The 20,218-nt window shown below is 50.8% G+C and carries 18 protein-coding genes; 10 read left to right on the top strand and 8 right to left on the bottom strand.

The genetic code is table 11. From position 1 onward, the window contains the following. The first annotated feature begins 65 nt into the window (after positions 1 to 65). Genes JW814_01385 through JW814_01400 form a run of 4 tightly spaced genes read left to right on the top strand, consistent with a single transcriptional unit; the run spans position 66 to position 3,985 of the window. A complete protein-coding gene (locus tag JW814_01385) occupies positions 66 to 920 on the top strand; it encodes an exosortase/archaeosortase family protein (GenBank protein ID MBN2070081.1) in 855 nt (284 codons plus the stop codon). Further along, on the top strand, positions 908 to 1,570 hold the full coding sequence (locus JW814_01390) for an EpsI family protein (protein ID MBN2070082.1): 663 nt from the start codon (positions 908 to 910) through the stop codon (positions 1,568 to 1,570). The genes JW814_01385 and JW814_01390 overlap by 13 nt, the downstream gene beginning before the upstream one ends. Then, positions 1,571 to 2,452, top strand: coding sequence for a hypothetical protein (locus JW814_01395; GenBank protein ID MBN2070083.1), 882 nt, complete (start codon positions 1,571 to 1,573; stop codon positions 2,450 to 2,452). Positions 2,453 to 2,494: 42 nt separating this feature from the next. Beyond that, positions 2,495 to 3,985: a tetratricopeptide repeat protein gene (locus JW814_01400; GenBank protein ID MBN2070084.1), complete on the top strand. Its 1,491-nt coding sequence runs from the start codon at positions 2,495 to 2,497 to the stop codon at positions 3,983 to 3,985. Between the two features lie 181 nt (positions 3,986 to 4,166). Here JW814_01400 and JW814_01405 read toward each other — a convergent pair whose 3' ends face one another. Further along, entirely contained in the window at positions 4,167 to 4,331 is a 165-nt protein-coding gene (locus JW814_01405; protein MBN2070085.1) for a hypothetical protein, read from the bottom strand. A gap of 85 nt (positions 4,332 to 4,416) precedes the next feature. On the opposite strand from JW814_01405, the gene JW814_01410 reads away from it, so the two are divergent. From JW814_01410 to JW814_01430, 5 genes are all read left to right on the top strand, one after another. After that, positions 4,417 to 6,087, top strand: coding sequence for a hypothetical protein (locus JW814_01410; protein ID MBN2070086.1), 1,671 nt, complete (start codon positions 4,417 to 4,419; stop codon positions 6,085 to 6,087). A gap of 16 nt (positions 6,088 to 6,103) precedes the next feature. Beyond that, positions 6,104 to 7,534, top strand: coding sequence for a PEP-CTERM-box response regulator transcription factor (prsR, locus tag JW814_01415; GenBank protein MBN2070087.1), 1,431 nt, complete (start codon positions 6,104 to 6,106; stop codon positions 7,532 to 7,534). 381 nt (positions 7,535 to 7,915) lie between these two features. Next, positions 7,916 to 8,284, top strand: a complete 369-nt coding sequence (locus JW814_01420; protein MBN2070088.1) for an FHA domain-containing protein — start codon at positions 7,916 to 7,918, stop codon at positions 8,282 to 8,284. A 223-nt stretch (positions 8,285 to 8,507) separates the two neighbouring features. Beyond that, positions 8,508 to 10,046 carry an MFS transporter gene (locus JW814_01425; GenBank protein ID MBN2070089.1) on the top strand — a complete coding sequence of 513 codons (1,539 nt, stop codon included), beginning with the start codon at positions 8,508 to 8,510 and terminating at the stop codon, positions 10,044 to 10,046. A gap of 4 nt (positions 10,047 to 10,050) precedes the next feature. Next, a complete protein-coding gene (locus JW814_01430) occupies positions 10,051 to 10,659 on the top strand; it encodes a hypothetical protein (GenBank protein MBN2070090.1) in 609 nt (202 codons plus the stop codon). Between the two features lie 74 nt (positions 10,660 to 10,733). On the opposite strand, the gene JW814_01435 is transcribed toward JW814_01430, so the two are convergent. From JW814_01435 to sppA, 5 genes are all read right to left on the bottom strand, one after another. Next, the gene (locus tag JW814_01435) at positions 10,734 to 11,105 is read right to left on the bottom strand and encodes an iron-sulfur cluster assembly scaffold protein (GenBank protein ID MBN2070091.1); all 372 of its coding nucleotides are present in this window, start codon (positions 11,103 to 11,105) and stop codon (positions 10,734 to 10,736) included. Between the two features lie 23 nt (positions 11,106 to 11,128). After that, positions 11,129 to 12,859, bottom strand: a complete 1,731-nt coding sequence (gene ggt / locus JW814_01440; protein MBN2070092.1) for a gamma-glutamyltransferase — start codon at positions 12,857 to 12,859, stop codon at positions 11,129 to 11,131. Further along, positions 12,856 to 14,949 (bottom strand): S9 family peptidase, encoded by a 2,094-nt coding sequence (locus JW814_01445; protein ID MBN2070093.1) that lies wholly within the window; start codon positions 14,947 to 14,949, stop codon positions 12,856 to 12,858. The genes ggt and JW814_01445 overlap by 4 nt, the downstream gene beginning before the upstream one ends. A 141-nt stretch (positions 14,950 to 15,090) precedes the next feature. Then, positions 15,091 to 15,474: an Hpt domain-containing protein gene (locus tag JW814_01450; GenBank protein MBN2070094.1), complete on the bottom strand. Its 384-nt coding sequence runs from the start codon at positions 15,472 to 15,474 to the stop codon at positions 15,091 to 15,093. Between the two features lie 201 nt (positions 15,475 to 15,675). After that, positions 15,676 to 17,406 (bottom strand): signal peptide peptidase SppA, encoded by a 1,731-nt coding sequence (gene sppA, locus JW814_01455; protein ID MBN2070095.1) that lies wholly within the window; start codon positions 17,404 to 17,406, stop codon positions 15,676 to 15,678. A 247-nt stretch (positions 17,407 to 17,653) separates the two neighbouring features. Here sppA and arfB point away from each other — a divergent pair, with 247 nt between their 5' ends. Further along, positions 17,654 to 18,082 (top strand): aminoacyl-tRNA hydrolase, encoded by a 429-nt coding sequence (arfB, locus tag JW814_01460; GenBank protein MBN2070096.1) that lies wholly within the window; start codon positions 17,654 to 17,656, stop codon positions 18,080 to 18,082. Positions 18,083 to 18,109: 27 nt separating this feature from the next. Here the strand turns inward: arfB and JW814_01465 are convergent, their stop codons facing one another. Together JW814_01465 and JW814_01470 are read right to left on the bottom strand one after the other, a co-directional pair. After that, positions 18,110 to 18,961, bottom strand: a complete 852-nt coding sequence (locus tag JW814_01465) for a 4Fe-4S binding protein (GenBank protein MBN2070097.1) — start codon at positions 18,959 to 18,961, stop codon at positions 18,110 to 18,112. After that, complete coding sequence (locus JW814_01470) at positions 18,958 to 20,190, bottom strand: FprA family A-type flavoprotein (protein MBN2070098.1); 1,233 nt, start codon at positions 20,188 to 20,190, stop codon at positions 18,958 to 18,960. The genes JW814_01465 and JW814_01470 overlap by 4 nt, the downstream gene beginning before the upstream one ends. Between the last annotated feature and the right edge of the window lie 28 nt (positions 20,191 to 20,218).

A 20,218-nucleotide genomic window follows, 5' to 3' on the forward strand; every position in this document is an offset into this window, starting at 1 on the left:
AATACAGGCGGATAACTTATAAGATTCCACTACAATGCCGCATCGACCGTATCAGAGGAGGCTTCTTGTCCAGTATCGCGGATCATGATAGAACAGGATCAAAAGCGCCGGGGCTGATCCTGATCGCGTCATCTGCCGTTCTGATATCTATCCTCTACTTCCCTGTGCTCTTGAGCCTGGTGAGACAATGGATAAATGATCCTAACTACCAGCATGGGCTCATCATACCGTTCGTCTCGGCATTTATACTCTGGAAGCGTCGAGAAAAGCTGAAGAACGCTCCCGATGGCAGGCATAGATTCGCGGGATTACTGGTCATTCTCTTCGCTTCTCTCCTGCTTATCGCCGGCACAGCCGCTTCGGAACTTTTTACCACTCGCTTCTCATTTCCAATCCTGATCTTCGGTACAATACTCTTTATATTTGGCGACAGGATAGCGAGAGTCACAGCCTTTCCCGTCCTTTTTCTGATCCTTGCCATACCCCTGCCGTATATAATCTATTACAAGATCACATTCCCGATGCAGATCTTCAGCGCGAGGCTGAGCACATCGATCCTGAAGATGGCAGGCGTCAGCATAATCAGAAAAGGAAATATACTGCAATTGCCTGAATATACTCTCGAAGTTGTCGCTGCCTGCAGCGGGCTTCGCTCGTTGATGACGATGGTCACGATCGCGATGATATTCACTGTTTTCTCAGGTTTCTCAAGGACCAAGAATTTGATTCTCGTCGCCGCTTCGATTCCGGTAGCGATAGCGGCCAACGCGATACGCCTTACCATTACGGCGCTCGGAGCCTATACGATAGGACCCGAGTTCGCGGACGGACCGATACATGAGATATCAGGCCTGATAGTATTCGTGGCGGGAATGCTTCTGCTTCTTCTCTGCGCGAGGATATTGAAATGGGTAAAATAAACCGTCTTATCGTCGTCATTCTGATACTCTCGCTACTTATGGTCTATACGATGAAATTGCGCGAAAAAAAGGCCGGTGAGATCTCTCTTCCAGATTTCTCACTCATTCCGTCCGAATCGGGGCATTATAGTTCTGACGACTATTATATAGGGATCGAATCGCTGAAAGTGCTCGGCGCCGACACGACGCTTGTCAGGTCGTATACTTCGCCGGGAGGAATGGAGATAGAGTTTTTCCTCGGGTATTTTTCAAGCCAGCAGGAGAATTCCCAGATTCACTCGCCAAAACACTGTTACCCCGGTTCAGGGTGGGATATTATCAGCGAGGAGAAACTGAGGATCGATTTTGAAAACGGCCCCGGATCGGTCAAGCGGTTGATGATCTCGAATGGCAGGGAAGAAAGGCTGGTCATATACTGGTTCAGCATGAACGGAGATGCCATCCCTGACGAGTTCTCGCTGAAATACCACCAGATGAAAAACACCCTCCTGTCGCGACCCCAGGCTGCCGCGTTTATCCGATTCTCAACCGTCGTCAGGCCTGGAGGAGACAAAAATATCGAGGAAGAGATGTTTAGATTCATAAGTGGAATAAATCCCGATATAATGGCAGCGCTTAAACCGGGGCGACCTTTGAAGAATCGAGGGTAGATGACGAAGACATTCATCAGTGAAAAAAACAGCACGGGAAAAAGGTTCGATATTTCCGCAAGCCTGAAGGAAACATTCAGTTCCTTCCATTCCGCTATATCGATCCTGCGTGATTTCAGGATCGCGATTCCATCGATCATCTTCCTGACTATTCACCTGGGCATATTGATATTATACCTTTCAAGCCTTGAGCCTCCCCTTACATCGTTCTGGGCCCTTTTCATAAGGGGGCTTTCCGGTTCCGATATAGGGCATTTCCCCGGCCACATCATCCTCATGCAACCGATCCTTGACCGGCTGGATATCCTGATAGACATATTCATCAATATAATATTCCAGGGAGTGACGGTGATCCTTGTCTTCAGTTTCGCTTTTGACAGGTCTCTCTCCCTCCGGGATGGATTCCGTGGAACGCTGGGTAAGTATCTCCAGCTGCTCCTGGTCTCTGTTGTCGCCTCCACGCTCATATACGCGGTATTCCTTCTCGTTGGAAATATCAGGGCGGGGGCTGGGGTCTTGGAGGGATACATCATATATTCGGCAGGCATCGTGATCGCGCTCGCGATACAGGGATTGTTCTTATATACGACTCCCGCGATCCTTCTCTACGACGCCGATTTTTTCAGATCGGTCAGAAAAAGCTTCTCAATTGCCGCTGATTCGGCGGCGACAACTTTTTTCGTGGTGCTTTTTCCATTCATATTGACTCTGCCTACAACGTTCATAGGGATAAAAGCCGGACTGATCGCCACGAGGCTTTCTCCCGATTTCATAATATATAATTACGTCGTCTCATCGATCATCGAGATGATATCCACCTATCTGATCATTGCAGGTGGGACCATCATCTTCATGGGAAGGATGAAAAACAGCCTTGGCTGAGGACCGGATCACCTTTTCGAGGTCGCCGACTCTGGAGGAAAAATGAACGGAAAGATCAATATCTGCATCGTCATCCTGATGGTATTCCTTGCCATTTCGGCCTGTTCAAGCGGAGAAAAATCGACCCTCTACAGGGCGGAAAAAGAACTCTTCGAGGCGAGAAAGCTCAACCGCGAACTTAAGCCTGGATCGACGAGCAACGAATTCATCGAAAAGGCTGTCGGCAGCTACCGGTCGATCGTCGATCGGTATTCATCAGGCGCCGGAAGCGTCGAAGGGATGGAAATGATCGTCGTTTCAGCTCAGATCGAACTCGCCGAACTTGAATTCCGCGCCGGTGACCTGGAAAACTCGATCGCTGATTTTCAGAAAGCGTACCTGCTCGCCGACAACATCCCCGAGGCAAAAGCGAACGCCCTATGGTCGGCCGCTTTCATATCAGAGCAGAACGGAGATGCCTCTGAAGCGATTAGGCTCTTTGAAAAATTCTCCGAAGAATATCTGGGCCGGAACACGATAGAAAAGACATCTAGGATGAACACCCGGTACCTTCTTGTTCCGGTGAGGCTTTCAAATCTTTACAACTTCCTGGGGCGTCAGGAAGAGGGATCGGCCGCTCTGGGCAAAGGTGAACAGTCATATAGGGCTATACTCTCGAAGGCTAAGGACCCCGTCCTGGTGAGAGAAACGCAGTACAACCTTGTGACAGTCCTGCTTGAGCAGAAAAAATGGGGCGACGCTCTCGCGCTGGTGAGGGAGATGGAAAACCTCTACCGTAACGAAAAAGACAGGCCGGCTCTTATGTTTCTTGAAGCCAAGATCGAGATGGAAGGGTTTGACCGGCAGGAAAAGGCTTCAGCGATCTTTACATCGATCGTCGATGAGTTCCCGGACGCTCAGGAAACAGTCCCCGCCCTTCTGATGATCGCCGGCATACATCAGGGATCGGGCAGATATAAAGAAGCGGAAGAGGTCTACAACAGGATCATCAGGGACCACAAATCCTCAGGCAGCGGAGTAGTCGAAGCCACATGGCAGCTCGCCAATATCTCCGAGATCCAGGGCAGGTGGATCGACGCGTCCCTGCATTTCAAATCTATCTACACAAGCTTTCCGACGACTCTGCAGGGAATGGAATCGCCGCTCAGGATCGCGGCGCACTTCGAAGACAACGGCGAAAAGGACGCGGCCGATAACGCTTACGAAAGGGCCCTGGAACATTACGAGACCCTCCTCTCAAGAGAAAATCCCCTGGGTATAAGAATTATGGCCGAAGAATACGCGGTAAGGATACTGTCGTTGCAGAAAAAGTGGAAGGAAGCGGCGGAGCGCCTCACAACTCTCCCTGACAAATATCCCGAATACGGAAGATTCGCGCAGAATTACCTCACAGCCGCTTCGATTTATGAAAAGGAGCTCGGGGACAGGGAAAAAGCGATCGAGACTCTCCAGGCATGCGTCGAACGATATGAAGGTTCCGATCTGGCAGTCGAGGCCCAAAGACATCTGGAAAGAATAAGAGAAGAACAATGAACCTATTTGCTCCAATCCTCTCCTATACCGCGTCGGGGCTTCTTGTTCTCCTGGCATTGACAGCCATCGCCCGGCGACGTTTCAATTACCAGAAACGCTTCTTTATTCCTCTGGTCTTTGTCTTCGCCTTCATCATGATTCTGGTCTCCCTGATCGTTCGATCCGGCTCGCCGGATCAGACTCAGACCCTTTTGAGAATACTCATTGCCACGACGATCTCTTCACCGGCTTTTGGGATCCCGTTCTTTCGTTTCTTCGCGCGCGAGAGTGGCTCCGTCTCACCATGGAAGAGCTTGCCGGCAATGATGATCCTTTTTATGATCCTGTTTGCAGGCAGCTTTCTCATTCCGATCCATCACCTTGTCCGGGCAATTTCCATGGAGGAAAAAGGGTTTCTCTATCAACTGTCATTCACCTGGGCAGGGAAGGGATTGGGTGTCTTTATCCTTCTGGTCAATGTCTGCTATTTATATTTCATGGAAAACACGTACAGGGCAGCTAACATACAGGGAAAAGTCACCCTTAAATACCCGATGCTAGGAATGTTGACAGCCTCACTGCTTAATTTTGTAGTCATGAGCAGGCTTCTCTCCCTTTCATCCGTCGATCGCAGATTCCTGATCGTTGAGACATGCGGTATTATAATTGTCGCCGTTACTTTTCTCTACGCAAATATCCGTTATAACTTCTTCGAGATAGGGATTCCGGCGAAAAAGGAAAATAATTCAACGATAACTGTCATGATCGCGGGGCTGTATTTTATTTCGATCGGACTTATCTCCTGGATATCGGCTCTGGCCGGACTGCCGTACGACCGGTTTCACCTCTATGTAATAGGTATATTTATAGCCTTCCTGCTTCTTTCGATAGGCATTTCGGGCAGAGTGAGAAGAAGACTCCGTATATTCCTCAACGACAATTTTTATCTCGAGAACTACAACTACCGCAGGGAATGGCGCCATTTCTCCAGGCTGATGGCCACCAGCCTGAGAATAGAGGATTTTCTCTCCAACACGATAGGATCGCTCTGCGAGACTGTGATGGTCCAGAGAGGGATAATATGGGTCGATATCAGGAACGGGAAAGAGGCGTCGTATGGAGCGACTGGAGAAGACTGGACTCCTGAAACTCCTGGCTGGCTGCTTTCACTATGCAGAGATGGCAGGTTCGAGGGGCTGAACAGGAGATTCAACAGGAAAATCCCTTCCCTTGCCGAGAGGAGCGGCGAAGAAGAATCAGATCATATACCCTGCTGGATCCGGTTCATCGCTCCGCTGGGACATGGTGAAGAAACCAAGGGTTTCATCGCACTCGGAGTCAAAGATACCGGCGCGCCGTTCGGGCAGGAGGATGAGACCTTTCTCGAGACGATCGCCGATCAGGCTTTAATAACGATCGATAACCTTCTGATGGAAGAAAGATTTCTCGAATCAAAGCAGATCGAATCGTTCAACCGCTTTGCTTCATTTGTAATACACGACCTTAAAAATACCGTCGGGATGCTTTCACTGACAGCGGAAAACGCCAGGGAAAACATGGATGACAAGGAATTCCAGAAAGATACGATTCAAACGATAAAAAGATCGGTCGAAAAGATGCAGGATCTGATCAACTCCCTCAATGCCCATAAATATCCCGGGAATATAAGCAGGACTAGAACGGAGATCGTTTCTCTCGTCAGGGACAAGGCCGCCCATCTAATGCCCGCGGCGCAAAACCGGAAGATATCGCTGGATTTCTCACCGCCGGGCGAATTGTACGCGCATGTCGATCGATCGGCAATCGAAAGGATCATCGAGAACCTGATCCTCAATTCTGTCGACGCGACGGGAGAAAACGGGAAGATAACGATCACTATCTCGGTTGATGACCGGGAAGGGATAACTCTTACCGTCGCCGATACCGGAAAAGGATTCGATGCCGAATATCTGAAGAACGATCTTTTCAAACCGTTCAGCAGCACAAAGAAAAACGGCCTCGGGATAGGACTCGCCCTGTGCAAATCAATGATCGAGGCTCATGGAGGATCGATATCGATCAATAATCTTGGTGGAAACGGCGCGGTCGTATCGATTAAAATACCCGGTATCGATTCAAATTGACGGAAAGGTGCTTTAATTGGCGTCAACAAAACTGTTAATAGTCGACGACGAAGAAGCCATTCTGAAACAACTTGAATGGGCTTTTAAAAAAGATTACAGGATCATTAAGGCATCAACCATCGAAGATGCCCTCACTGCTGTAAAAAACGAATCACCCCAGTTGATGATCCTCGACCTCTCCCTGACAAGCGAGTCCGAGGGATTTGAAGGATTCGAAATACTGGAGAAGGCCCTTCAGATAGAGCCCGGGATCAAAATCATCGTGATTACCGGACATGATTACAAGGAGAATGCTTTCAGGGCTCTTGAATCCGGAGCGATCGACTTCTATTCCAAACCGGTCGATATCGACGAATTGAGAGTGATACTCGGAAGAGCTTCATACATCCATTCCCTCGAGTCGATGATCAAAGACCTCAAATCAGCCCCCGGAAAAGGGCATGAGTTCGAAAGCATCATATCGATGTCCGGGACAATGCTCGATATTTTCGAGACCATACGAAGGATCGCGCCGACAGATGTCGCCGTCCTCATTACCGGTGAGAGCGGGACGGGGAAGGAACTGATCGCCAGGGCGATTCATTCGAGAAGTACGCGAAAGAACAAGCCATTCATTCCGATAAACTGCGGAGCAATACCGGAGAACCTTCTTGAAAGCGAGCTCTTCGGCCATGAAAAAGGCAGTTTTACAGGTGCTGTCTCCTCAAAACCGGGAAAATTCGAGATCGCCGAGGGAGGGACGATCTTTCTCGATGAGATAGGCGAACTCCCCCTTTCCCTGCAGGTCAAAATACTGAGATTCCTCCAGGATCACGTCATCGAAAGAGTGGGGGGACAGAAACCCCTCCAGCTCGATCTGAGGGTGATAGCCGCGACCAACAGGGACCTTACAACGATGATCGAAGAGAGGACGTTCAGAGAGGACCTTTACTACAGGATAAACACCATAAAGATCGCTCTCCCCCCCCTTCGCGACCGTGGCCAGGATATCCTTCTGCTGGCGATGTATTTTCTCCATCACTACAATTCCGAATTCTCAAAGAACGTCAAGACCTTCAGTCAGTCAGCCCGTAATATCCTTTACACTCATTCATGGCCCGGAAATGTCCGTGAACTGGAAAACAGGGTGAAGAGGGCAGTGATCATGACATCCGGAAGGATCATTCAGCCCGAAGACATGGACCTGGCCCCTGACCAGGCCGGCGCTGCCGCGGAATCTCGCCAGGGCGGCTCCGGCGCGTCTATTACACCACTGTCGATCCCATCCCTTAAAGAAGCAAGAGACGACCTTGAACAGAGGATGATAACCGACGCGCTCCTCAGGTTCTCGGGAAACGTCTCGGCGGCGGCGCAGGAACTCGGCATCAGCAGGCCTACTCTTCATGATCTTATGAAAAAACATGATGTCGCTCCGGAAGACTTCAGAACTTCGAAACGAAAAAAATAGGATCCCCATGCCTGCGGGAAGACCGTAACGCATTATCCATCGTCAGGGGCGCCGCCGCTATGGTAATGCCGATTAGCAATCTGTCGCGGCGGAGACGCAATTTATTCAACAGCGCAAAATGATCTCGCGGCCAGAGCTTCTGCCGGGATCGGGCGAAAATGGAGACCCTCCGGGCATTTTCTTCCCCGTTTCCTTCCGTTGCGCGTTGCTCCCCATGATTGATAATCAGGCAGGCTTTTACCTCGAATATTCCCCTTTCTACAGATGCTGACAGTCAGGGAAAGATCCGCGCGGCATCGTGTGGTACAGATTTTGCCAGAAACGGGGCGACACCTTGATGACAATAGAGCGGCTGGACTTCAATTGGCGAAAGGTGATGACGTGTCTGCAAGAAACAGTACGAGGAATCCCGTTTCCGGAAACAGGAAAAGCAGCAAAAGGAAAAAGAGCAGTGAAGGGAAAAAAGCTGCCGTTGAAATTGTAAATGGCTGTTTTTCGGGACTGGTAATCGATATAACCGGAAAAACGACAACGTTCGGCAGCGATATCGATTGCGATATCTGTCTTGACCATTCGTTCGTATCTTCGGAACACGCTGTCATTACCGGAGAAAGCGGATCCTATTACCTTGAGGATCTCAACAGCCGGCATGGCACGAGCATCGGTGGCCGGGAGATACACAAGGTCAAGCTTAACAGCGGCGATCTTATAGGAATCGGGAATTTTCAGTTGAAATTCAAATATATGTGATCACTATCGATCCTGCCTGACAGGCTATCCAGGCCCGGCACGATGCTGCCGGGCTATTTTTATATACCATAATCGACACATTTTTGATAGATTCTATGACTGGTGGCGTCCGGGTTGAAGCCTGCTTCATGACAGGCCGCTTGTCCGGGCGCTTCTTCGGAAAAGATGTCAATCTCCTCTGGCAGAGTGAAATGGTCCTTCGCCAGGAAAGGAAGTCAGCGAAGTGGAAAAAAGTACTGAGATGCAGACCGGGATAGGATCGTTCCCGCGTTCGTTCTGGGTAGCCAATATCATGGAGCTCTTTGAACGCGGCGCCTATTATGGCTTGAACGCTCTTCTTGCCATATACCTCTCCGAAAAAGTCGTCAACGGAGGTCTTGGATTCACAGAGGATATGGTGGGACTTCTTCAGAGTTTTGTTTACGCCATGACATATGTGATCCCCATCCTCGGAGGCGCGCTCGCCGACAGATATGGATACAGAAAGATGCTTCTCGTCGCTTTCAGCCTTCTCGGCGCGGGATATTTTGTCGCCGGCCAGGTCACCACGTACGGCGTCATCTTCATATCCCTGCTCGTAATGGCGACCGGTTCGGGGCTTTTCAAGCCTATTATCTCGGGAACGATAGCCAGGACGACGAATGAAAAGAATTCAGGATTCGGATTCGGAGTCTATTACTGGATGATAAACCTCGGCGCCCTGGTCGCCCCGCTCGTGGCCGGTTATATCAGGGACAGCCTCAGCTGGAGCTGGGTCTTCACCATCAGCGCGATCTATTGCGCCCTGATGCTTCTGCCCGCGGCGTTTCTCTATAAAGATCCCCCGAAACCTGAAAGCAGCAAGAACCTCAAAGAAGTATTGTCGGGAGCGGTCACCGTTCTTTCAGACGCGCGGTTCATGCTTCTGATATTCGTATATTCATGTTTCTGGATCCTCTATTTTCAGAATTTCGGTTCGGTCCTCTGGTATCTTCGCGATTTCATCGATCCCGCGCCGATCACCAGATTCTTCGCCAGGATGGGGATGGATTATACCCTGCGGCCCGAGCATGTCACTGTCGTCAACGCGGGAACGATAGTGGTGCTCCAGATATTCGTCAACCTGATCGTAAAAAACATCAAACCACTCCCGACGATGGTCGGTGGAATTCTGATCGGTTCTGCCGGATTTTTTGTCCTCGCATCGTCTCAACACGCCTGGATATTCATTCTTGGAATAGCAGTCTTCTCGATCGGTGAAATGACATGCCACCCGAAATACTACAGCTATATAGGCATTGTGGCTCCGCAGGAGAAAAAGGCGACATACATGGGATACGCCTTCCTCTATGGAGTGATCGGTTCTCTTGTCGGATCAAATGTCGGCGGAGAGATGTACAGGGCTATCCTTTCCCCGATAAAGGAAAAGGCGAATCTCGCCGGCCTTTCTCCACTTGAACTGGCAGGCACCGGGACTACTCTCAGGAACTTCTGGCTTGTGTTCGCCGCTCTTGGCATAGTAACGACATTCGGCCTGGTGATCTATAACAAGTTATTCGGAGAAGATAACGTCACCACGAGGAACCGGGCGCGAAGAGTGATGTTCTTTATCTATGGCCTGCTTACCGTGTTGTCGGTCGGAATGGTATTCTTCGTCAACAACACGAAGGGTGCGATCCCTCCCAAAACCTGGATCCAGTCTACGATCATGATCCTCATAGGCATCGGAGGGTTCTATACCCTGCTTAATAACAATGAGGACGCGGAAGCAGGGAAGGATTGATGTCATGACGGGTAATAAAAAGACCGGCGCCTGGGAAAAAGGTCGAAAGTGGCCTGCAGGCGATGCGCATCTACTGATCCTTCTTATCCCGGCACTGCTGCTCGTACAGGCCTGTTCGGGAGAAAATGATGGTGGAAAAACAGAAGTCCTGAAGGAAAATATTCACGGCTTCCATCTCGGAGAATCCAGGGACGGCCTGTTCGAACGTGTCCGCCACCAGGTCTCATGGAAAAAGCTCGAAGACCCGGCGACCGGTTCAAGAGGCGAGATGTATGAATTTTCTCGAGTCCTTTCGCAACCGAGAGACGTCGATCACGCCCGGCTGACTTTTTTTGACGGAAGATTGATGGAAATCATCGTTTACTACAGGCAGAACAATGTCTCGAAGCTGAACTTCCTCAGGGATACGCTCGAAGAGAGATACGGAGTGGAAAGCACTTCCCCCGACGGTACGATCGAGATGGCATACAAGACGTACTGGCTGAAAGGCCCCGGAATGTCGATCACCATCCGCCGGATCACTAAAAAACCGGAGGATGAATTGTACGTCCAGTATCTCCATGACGGCCTTCACGAAAGACTCAGAAAGATCAGGAAACTTCCCGGGCGGTAATATCCGTCCGGGGACACCCGAGACGGCGCGGGCAGACCGGGGAGATGATCAGTGGATTTTCCGGTTTTCCCGTATCAATGCTTTCCAAGGTAATCTTCGATAGCCTGGCGCAGAGCTTCTTCTCCAAGCAGTGAGCAGTGCCTCTTTTCATCGGACAACCCGCCCACTTCGTCCTCGATCATCTTCGCCGATATCTTCATCGCCTCTTCTATCGTCTTTCCCTTTGCCATCTCTGTCATCGCGCTTGAGGTGACTATTGCCGCCGAACAGCCCCTGCATTGAAACTTTATATCGGTTATAACTTCATCTTTCACCTTTATCATCACTATAAGCCAGTCTCCGCAACTGCCATCCCCTCCCATCCCCGTCCCGTCGGGATCTTTGATCGTGCCGACATTTTTCGGATCGATAAAATGATCGAAAAATCTCGAATCCATAAATTCCATTTATCTCTCCCCGGACCGGTCTTTCAATAGCCGGCCGCGCAGCCGTCTTTTCTTGATTCAGAACCGCCGATCAGCAGATCCCTGGCGCGGTCCCACCATATTCCCTGGTACCCGCCGAATCCTCCGCTCTCGCGGACCACGGAATGTCCCTTATCGATCAATGCCCTGATGACTGCCTCTTCGATCCCCGATTCGATGGCCAGCTTCCCCCCGTCCGACATCACTTCTCCGGTCGGTTGGGAAGAACCGTAATGCCTGATCCTTGGAGCATCGCCAGCCTCCTGTATCCCCATCCCGAAATCGATGATATTGCAGATGATCTGGGCATGCCCCTGAGGCTGCATCGAACCTCCCATTACGCCGAAGGCGAAAACCGGGTCACCGTCTTTCGTCACCATAGCGGGAATTATCGTGTGAAAAGGCCTTTTGTGAGGTTGAAGCGAATTGGGGTGATCCGGATCGAGATTGAAAAGGGCGCCCCTGTCCTGCAGGCAGAATCCAAGCCGGTCCGGGACTGGCCCGGAACCGAACCCGGCATAGTTGCTCTGTATCAAAGAGACGAAATTCCTGTCACTGTCGGCGACTACAAGATAAGTAGTCTCGCCATTGTCCAGGACCGGATCCCCATCGGGGATCTCTCTCAAGACGGCATCGATATCTATCAGTTCCCTTCTCCTGGCCGCGTACTGCTTCGATATCAGTCCATCCACCGGAATATCGGCGTAATCGGGATCGGCATAAAATCTTGCCCTGTCCTCAAACGCTATTTTTTTCGCCTCAGTCAACAGATGGATGTACTCCGCTGAACCGAACCCCGCAGAGGAGAGATCGAATCCTTCGAGAATATTGAGGATCTGAAGCGCCGCGATCCCCTGTCCGTTTGGTGGAAGCTCCCAGAGGTCATATCCGCGGTAACCCGCGCTGACAGGTTCTACCCAGGTCGATCTGTGATCCTGAAAATCTTTCAGCCTGAGGTATCCGCCATTTTCCCGGCAGAACCTGTCGATCGTCCTTGCGATCTCGCCTCGATAGAACGCCTCGCGCCCCTTTTCGGCAAGGATCCTGTATGTGGAGGCAAGATCCGGGTTCCGGAATATCTCCCCCTTTTCAGGAGCTCTGCCGCCCGGCATGTAAGTATCGGCAAAATTCGGTTCGCCGGCAAGCCTTTCAGCGCCAAGTCCCCAGTAATGGGCTATCACTTCGGTAACGGGAAAACCTTCCTCGGCATACCGGATAGCCGGAGAGAGGATTTCCTTCATCGAAAGTGACCCGAATCTTTCATGAAGTTCAAACCAGCCGTCGACGCATCCGGGAACAGTCTGTGGAAGCATCCCCGTATAGGGGATCTTTGAAAATCCCTTTTTCCTGACTTCATCTATATTGAGAAGATAGGGGCTTCTTCCGCTCGCGTTCAGACCGTAAAGTCTTTTTGTCTTCGAATCCCAGACTATGGCGAAAAGGTCTCCGCCTATTCCGCTTGAGACCGGTTCCATAAGTCCGAGAGCTGCGTTGACCGCTATAGCCGCGTCGAAAGCGTTTCCACCCTTTTTCAGTATATCGATGCCAATCTGGACTGCCAGGGGCTGGGCTGCGCAGACCATGCCGTTTTTACAGATCACTTCAGACCTTGAAGCGTCGCACCTTCCACTGACCCTGTCGAATGCCGATGAATCATCGGGAAGGATGGCGGCAAAAAGGAATGCCGCCGCGGGTATTACCGTCAGGATATTAAGCAGCCCTGAGCCATTGTTCATGATGACCTCCCCGGTTTTCTTGACTGCATGCCAGCTTTCGGTCCGGCCGATATCCAACGATCCAGCCAGGCGTGAAACTCACCATACCAGAATATCGAGTTCTGAGGAGTCAGAACCCAATGGTTTTCATCAGGAAAATATACAAATCTCGACGGTACCCCTTTCGCTTTAAGGATACCGTAAGCTTCCAATCCGTTTCCGACCGGGACCCTGTAATCCTTTTCTCCATGTATTATAAGAGTCGGTGTCGAATAGTCCTTCATATTGTGGGCGGGAGACCACTTTATGACATCCTCGATATCATCCCAGACCGTGCCTCCATACGCCCTCGATCTGCCAGATGTAATATCAGACCCGAACTGCGCGCAAAGGTCGAAAACCCCGGCATGATTTATAAGACAGGCGAATCTGTCGGTCTGGGTCCCGACCCAGCTTGCGAGGTATCCCCCATAACTTCCCCCGGCAAGAGCCATCCTCTCCTCATCGATAAATCCGCGTCCGATTATCAGATCGACCGCGTTCATAACATCGATAAACGGTTTCCTTCCATGCTCTCCGGTGATAGCATCGGTAAACTCCTGCCCGAACCCGGATGACCCATGGAAATTCACCATCGCGGTGACGTATCCAGGCGCGGCGAATACCTGAGTGTTCCATCTCGGATGAAAGACATCACCGAAAGTCCCGTGCGGGCCGCCGTGCACGAGCATAAGAAGCGGCCATTTCCTTCCTGAATCGAATCCGGGAGGATATAGTATAAACATCTGCACATCCTCATCATCCGCCCCCTTGAACCATACATCCTCGAAACGTCCCATTTCGATCGAATCCAGAAGTGCGTCGTTGAAGGAAGTGAGCTTTTTGAAATTTCCGCCGTTTTTATCCACGATGCAGAGGCATGCCGGCTGGCTGTTGCTTTGATGAATAAATATCAATGATCCATCGGGAAGAAGATCGATCGAACGGTTGCTTCCCCCGCGGTAGATCTCACTGATTTTTCCGCCATCAATACCAACGGAAAACAGCGATACCATCGCCCTGTCTTCAGCGTGAAAAAATATCTTCTTTCCTTTTTTATCGACTACCCAGTCCGATGGCGATCTATCGAATGATTCTGTAAGAAGCCTTTTTTCCTCCGTCATTCGGTTGTATCTCACCAGTCTCACCCGGTCTCCGTAAAACCCGATGATCTTCTGGCGTCCGTAGAGGATATATTTACCATCGGGAGTATAATATGGCGAAAAATCATCGGCGGGATTATCCGCCGTGAGATTCCTGCAGATCCCGGGATCGGCGATATCAAGAAGATAGATATCGCTTTCAAGACTGTCGTACGGCGGTCCGCTTCTGAGAGAGGTAAACGCTATTTCCTTTCCGTCAGGAGAGATATCATATTCGATGCCTCCCCGCGATCCAGTCAGCCGGTCCCAGCCAGGCATGAGATCGGTCACCTTTTTAGTCTCAAGATCGATCATAAACAAATGGTTGATATACCCATCGGTCAGCCAGTGATCCCAATATCGATAGAACCTGTCTTCAGTTACTTTCGCGCTGACCTTGCTCTTCTCGCGGCGGGTGAGTTCAGCCCTGATAGAATCGGGATCGCCACCGAATCCCGGAATGACCGGTGAGACGAATATCATTTTTCTACCGCAGGGAAGCCATCTCGGATCTGATACCCCCAGCGGCATATCGGTGACCTCCGTCGCCTCTCCGCCTTCCGTGGATATTATCTGCAACTGCGGCTTGCCGGAGTTCCTGCTCGCGGTAAAGGCGATCTTATTTCCGCGCTGGCTCCATACCGGATCACTCTCGGTCGTCTCTCCCGTCGTAAATCGCCTGCTCCCGGAACCATCCGTATTTACAAGCCAGATGTCACCCTGTCCCTTGTTCTCTTCTATATCATATTCAGTTACGACGACGGCGGCCTTATGACCGGAGGGAGACAAGCGGTACGATCCTATTCTTTTCAGATTCCACAGGTCATTTGCCGTGATCGGTCTTTTTATGGCAGCGGCGGGCATGTGAAAGATCAGCAGATATATCACAGCCAGCGAGAGGCTCTTTTTGATAAAAGCTCGCCTGATCACATCTTCCTCCTTATATGGATACTTATCGACTGACACAGCGAGATTAACCCGCCTGTCGACGCGTGTCAATAATATCGACATATAAGGGGAATATCAATGCCGGGCAGGGATCGAAAATCGATCGAAACGTCCAGCCTGGCTCTATCCCGTAAGGCCGGAAGGCTCGACCCCGCTGCTGTCCTGGGTCTTTCCCAGCAGTTCCAAAAGATCCTGGAAAGCCCTTTCGATCCTTATTAAAAGCTCGCCAGTCCCGGACAGATCGGAGTCCTTTGACCGTTTCTCGATCTCGGCGGCGAGCTGAGAGATCAACGCAGCCCCGATCGTTCCCGAAGCTCCCTTTAATGTGTGCGATTCCCTCTGCGTTTTTTCAATATCGTTTTTTTCTATTGATTCCCTGATCAGCCTTATATGATCCCCGGCATCCTCGACAAATATATTTATTAGAGTGTCAAACAACTCCTTATCATTGTCAATCTGATCAAGCAGAAAATCGGGAGAGAATCCTATATCTTCATTATTCAGCATCAAACGGCACTCCATTTTTTCCAGTATAAATAATAATATCTCACTCCCTTATGTCGCCGCGGTTTTTCCCGGCATGCATTCCACTGAATCGAAGCATTCCCGACAACATATACATCGTCATCTATTACCGGACCTTAACAAAAAAAGGCGGCGCTTTTCGCATCGCGCCGCCTCTGGCAGACCATCATGCCTTGATCGGTACTAGTTTACCATCGATTCTTCCATCATCAGTTTGTTCTGCGAGGTAAGAAAATTCCACCTGTCAGCCAGGTCATCCCTTATATACCTGTAGATGACATATTCGGCGACAGTCGTGAAACTGCCTCCTGACATCAGTTCTTCCACAAAACCTTTTTTCTCGGGAAGGTGGACGACTGTCACCTTTTCCTTTTCACCGAGCCCCGCTTCGGCGGCAGCAATCCCGATCGCTTTCTTCAGATCTCCGACTTCATCGATCAGTCGATTATCGACCGCCTGCCTTCCGCTCCATATGCGGCCGTGAGCAAGCTTCTCAGCCTCTTCGAAGGTCATACCCCTGGTATCGGCGACCGCCTGCAGCCAGCTGTTAAAATCAGCCCAGTGGTTTTTCCTGAATATCTCCCATTCTTCATCGGAAAAATCCTTGTATGGTGAATAGAAAAGACCCCTTGGACCTTTCGTGACAAAATCATGCGTTATTCCGAGTTTCTCATGAAGACCGTTGATATTCATCTTGCCGCTTATGGAACCTATCGAACCGGTGACTGTCATCCTGTCGGCGACGATCCTTGTCGCCTTGAAGGCGATCATATATCCGCCTGAAGCGGCTACATCGACCATCGATACGATCACCGGTTTGACCTTCGAAGTCACCTCTACCTGATGACTGATCATATCGCTCGCCAGACTCTCCCCACCGCCGCTGTCGACGCGGAATACGATCGCGGCGACGTCATCATCCTTCTCGGCTTTTTTAAGTTCCGCCACGATCGATTCATGCCCCATCATTATTCCGAGCATCGGATCTACCCGGTTCTTCCGGCCACCAATCGATCCCTGGGCGTGTATAACCGCGATCTTCCTGTCTCCCTTAAGACCCAGTTTTCCCGGATCCTCGTCGGCATACCTTGATTGCGATACTTTCCGCAGCTTCTCGTCCCCTTCTCTAAGGAGTAGCGCTTCCAACTCGTCCCAATACTTCAATCCGTCGATCAGGCCGAATTCAACCGCTTCGACAGGCTGAAAAAGAGCGTGCTCCATTGCTTCTGTTATCTTTTCCTCTGACAGTCCCCGATCCGATTCGACCGCATCGCAGAAGATCTGCCAGAATTCTTCCAGCATCCATTCCCTGTTCTCTCTCACCGCGGGCGACATCTTCCTGTCCATCAACATCTCGGCAGCGCTCTTGTAATCCTTTATCTTATGAAGATTCTGCCTGATCCCGAGTTTTTCAAGAGTGCCCAGAAGATACTGCGTAGTAACGGAATACCCGGTAAAGGACATATATCCACCGGGAGGCATGAATATCGAGTCGCAGGCGCTCGCGAGATAATAAAGGCTTCTGTCCATCGAATCAGAGAATCCATATACTTTCTTGCCGCTTGCCTGGACATTCTTGACAGCACCTCTTATCTCTTCTTTCATCGCCCGTCCTGTCCCGTTTACTTCAGACATCTTCAAGATGACTCCCTCTATCCTGTCATCGACGCATACCTTTTCAAGGTTCGACAGGATCCTCTGAAGTGTCTCGGGTTTTCCTCCGACGATCTCTGACATCACTCCCCCTGGAGGGGAATATTCTGAAACGCTTCCATAAAGATCTATTACCAGCCAGGAATGATCCTCGATCTTTGATTTCTCACTCGATTTGGACGCGACCACCGCTACGATCAGGAGAACGGTTACCACTATCGCCAGCAAGCTGGCAAAAAAAGACCTGAAAAACGATTTCACTGCGGTACCTCCATCAACTGGAAAAACAGATGACCAGCTATCATCCCGAAATCCGCTAACAGCTCTTCGGCAGCCGGTTTCCTACCATAATACGGCCAGAGAGAAGATATTGTTGCTTCGCAGCGAGTATATCAACCTGACTGTCCCGTTCACAGACAGTACCATATCATTAAAAAGACCTCAACAATTCACTTGGCCGCTGGTACAATAAGTGTGATCGTTCTGGGGTGAATGAAAGGAGCGCAGAGTGGTCTGGATAAACGACAAACTGGAAATACCGGACGATGAGATCCATTTCAGTTTCGCGCGAAGCAGCAAACCGGGCGGACAAAACGTCAACAAGGTCAATACAAAAGTGTTGCTTACATTCGATATCCTCTCTTCGAGCGCTCTTGACCCCGACCAGATCTCACTGATCCGCCAAAGACTCTCCGGCAGGATAAATAAAGCGGGAGTCCTCAGGGTTTCCTCACAAAAGCACAGGACCCAGATGGCAAACCGCCAGGCCGCCCTTGAAAGGTTCATCGAACTGGTAAGAGAAGCACTTATTCCCGAATTGGAGCGCAAAAGGCCCGGGCTCCCCCGGTCGATAAAAGAGTACCGGCTGCGTGAGAAGAAAAAACGCGGTGAATTGAAAAAAAACAGAACGAGGCCCCAGCCCGTCGATTTCGATTAGCACTGGAAACGAGCGCCACCCGCCCCGCTAGCTGATCTCTTCCCCCTTGATGCCTATCATCTGTTTTTCGAAAGGAATATCCTTTCCGGACGCGGCCAGGGCGCGTTCAACGAGCCTTACCATCCCCGAGCAGCAGGGGACTTCCATGTACGCCACGATTATCGATCGGATCTCATTATCCGAGAAGATCTCCGTAAGCTTTTCAAGATAGTACCCGGAATCATCGAGTTTCGGGCATCCCACAAGGCATACTCTTCCTCTCAGGAACCTGTCATGGAATCCGGCGAAGGCGAAGGGGACACAGTCGGCAGCGATGACAAGATCGGCTCCCTTGAGAAATGAAGCGTGAGAGGGAACGAGCTTTATCTGTACCGGCCAGTGTCCCAGCATAGAGGGAGAATGTCGTATCCCGTCTCTCTTTTCTGAATCATCATCCCTTATAATCTCTACCGTCGACGAGCCGGGGCAGACTGACCGGGACACCGCCTTGCCCGCCGCCGGACATAGCGAAGCGATGATCTCCCCGGGGACATCGATATCCCTTTCTTTCAGGTACTCGATCCCCTGAACGAGCAGGCCGGTCTCTCCGTGATCGAGAAGGTGCCGCAGGTGAGCTTTGATGACGTTCTCTCCCTGACGGACGATATTTTCCATGACTTTTTCCTCGTCATAGACCTGCGCCTCCCGAAACTCGGTCGATATGGCTCCTTCGGGGCACTCTCCGATACACGCCCCCAGGCCGTCGCAGAAAAGGTCGCTTATCAGCCTTGCCTTTCCATCGATTATCTGAAGCGCTCCTTCGGGGCAGTTCGGGATACAGAGCCCGCAACCGTTACACTTCTCCTCATCTATACGAATGATCTGTCTCTTGACCGTCACCGGGCCTCCATCTTTCCAGGAAATTCAAGAGGAAGCGATTCAAGTCTTTTCCCTATCGCGCGGCCCAGTTCCCCGCAACGTTGAAGAGTATCGCCGCCTGGGACATATTTCGCCCTGATCTTTTCGCCGATCAGTTCGATCTTCATCTGTTCAAGCAATTCGGTGATCTGCCCGACTGCTTCCCCGCTCCATCCGTAAGAACCGAAAGCGGCGCCGACTATTCCGGTGGGCTTCAATCCGCGTATATAATACAGGGCGTCAGCTACCGTCGGGAAAAGATTTCCATTTATCGTCGGCGAACCTACCACGAGCGCTCCGGCATCGATAAGTTCGGTGGCGAGATCCGATCTGTCTGAGGAACCAAGATTCAGGTATGATATATCGACTCCGCTCTCAAGAAGGCCCTGCCCGATCGCTCTCGACATTATAGTAGTCGAACCCCACATCGAATCACATGTGATTACCGCTTTTCTTCTCAGCTCCCTGTCCGACCACCGCCTGTAGAGCAAAAGGATCTTCTCCTTGCGGGACCGCCAGACAGGTCCGTGATCGGGAGCTATCATATCGATATCGAGTCCCGACTCGTCGATCTTCTTCAGCGTTCTCTTCACGATCGGCGAGAATGGCAGGAGGATATTGGCGTAATACTTTGCCGCTTCCTGCTCAAGGATGTAATCCTCGAGCCTGTCGTCGAACCGGTCGGTAGATGCCAGGTGCATCCCGAACCCGTCCTGCGAAAAAAGGATCTTTCCCTCCGACAGGTATGTCACCATGCTATCGGGCCAGTGAAGCATCCTCGTTTCGATACAGGTCAACGAGTTATTTCCAAGATCGATTCTTTCTCCGTCATCCACGGCGAGAAGTTTTTCGCCAATGCCGAAATGGGCATCGAGAGCTTCCACGCCTTTTTTTGAGGCGAACACCTTTTCAGGTTGAAACCTTTCGATAAATCCTGGAAGACAGCCGGAATGATCCATTTCCGAGTGGTTGGAAACGACATAGTCGATCCTTCCCGGATCAATGACCGACGAAATCCTCGAGAGAAACTCGTTTTTAAAGGGTCCTTTCACCGTATCTATAAGGGTCACCTTCTCAGCCATGACAAGATAGGCGTTATAAGTGCTGCCCCTGTGCGTGGCATAGCCGTGAAAATTCCTTATATCCCAGTCAATCGCGCCGACCCAGTAGACGTTATCAGTCACCTGGACCGCCTTGAACGTCTCAGCCATCTTTATCCTTCCTGCCTCAAGCCAGCTT

Source organism: Candidatus Krumholzibacteriota bacterium (assembly GCA_016932415.1).
GTDB lineage: Bacteria > Krumholzibacteriota > Krumholzibacteriia > Krumholzibacteriales > Krumholzibacteriaceae > Krumholzibacterium.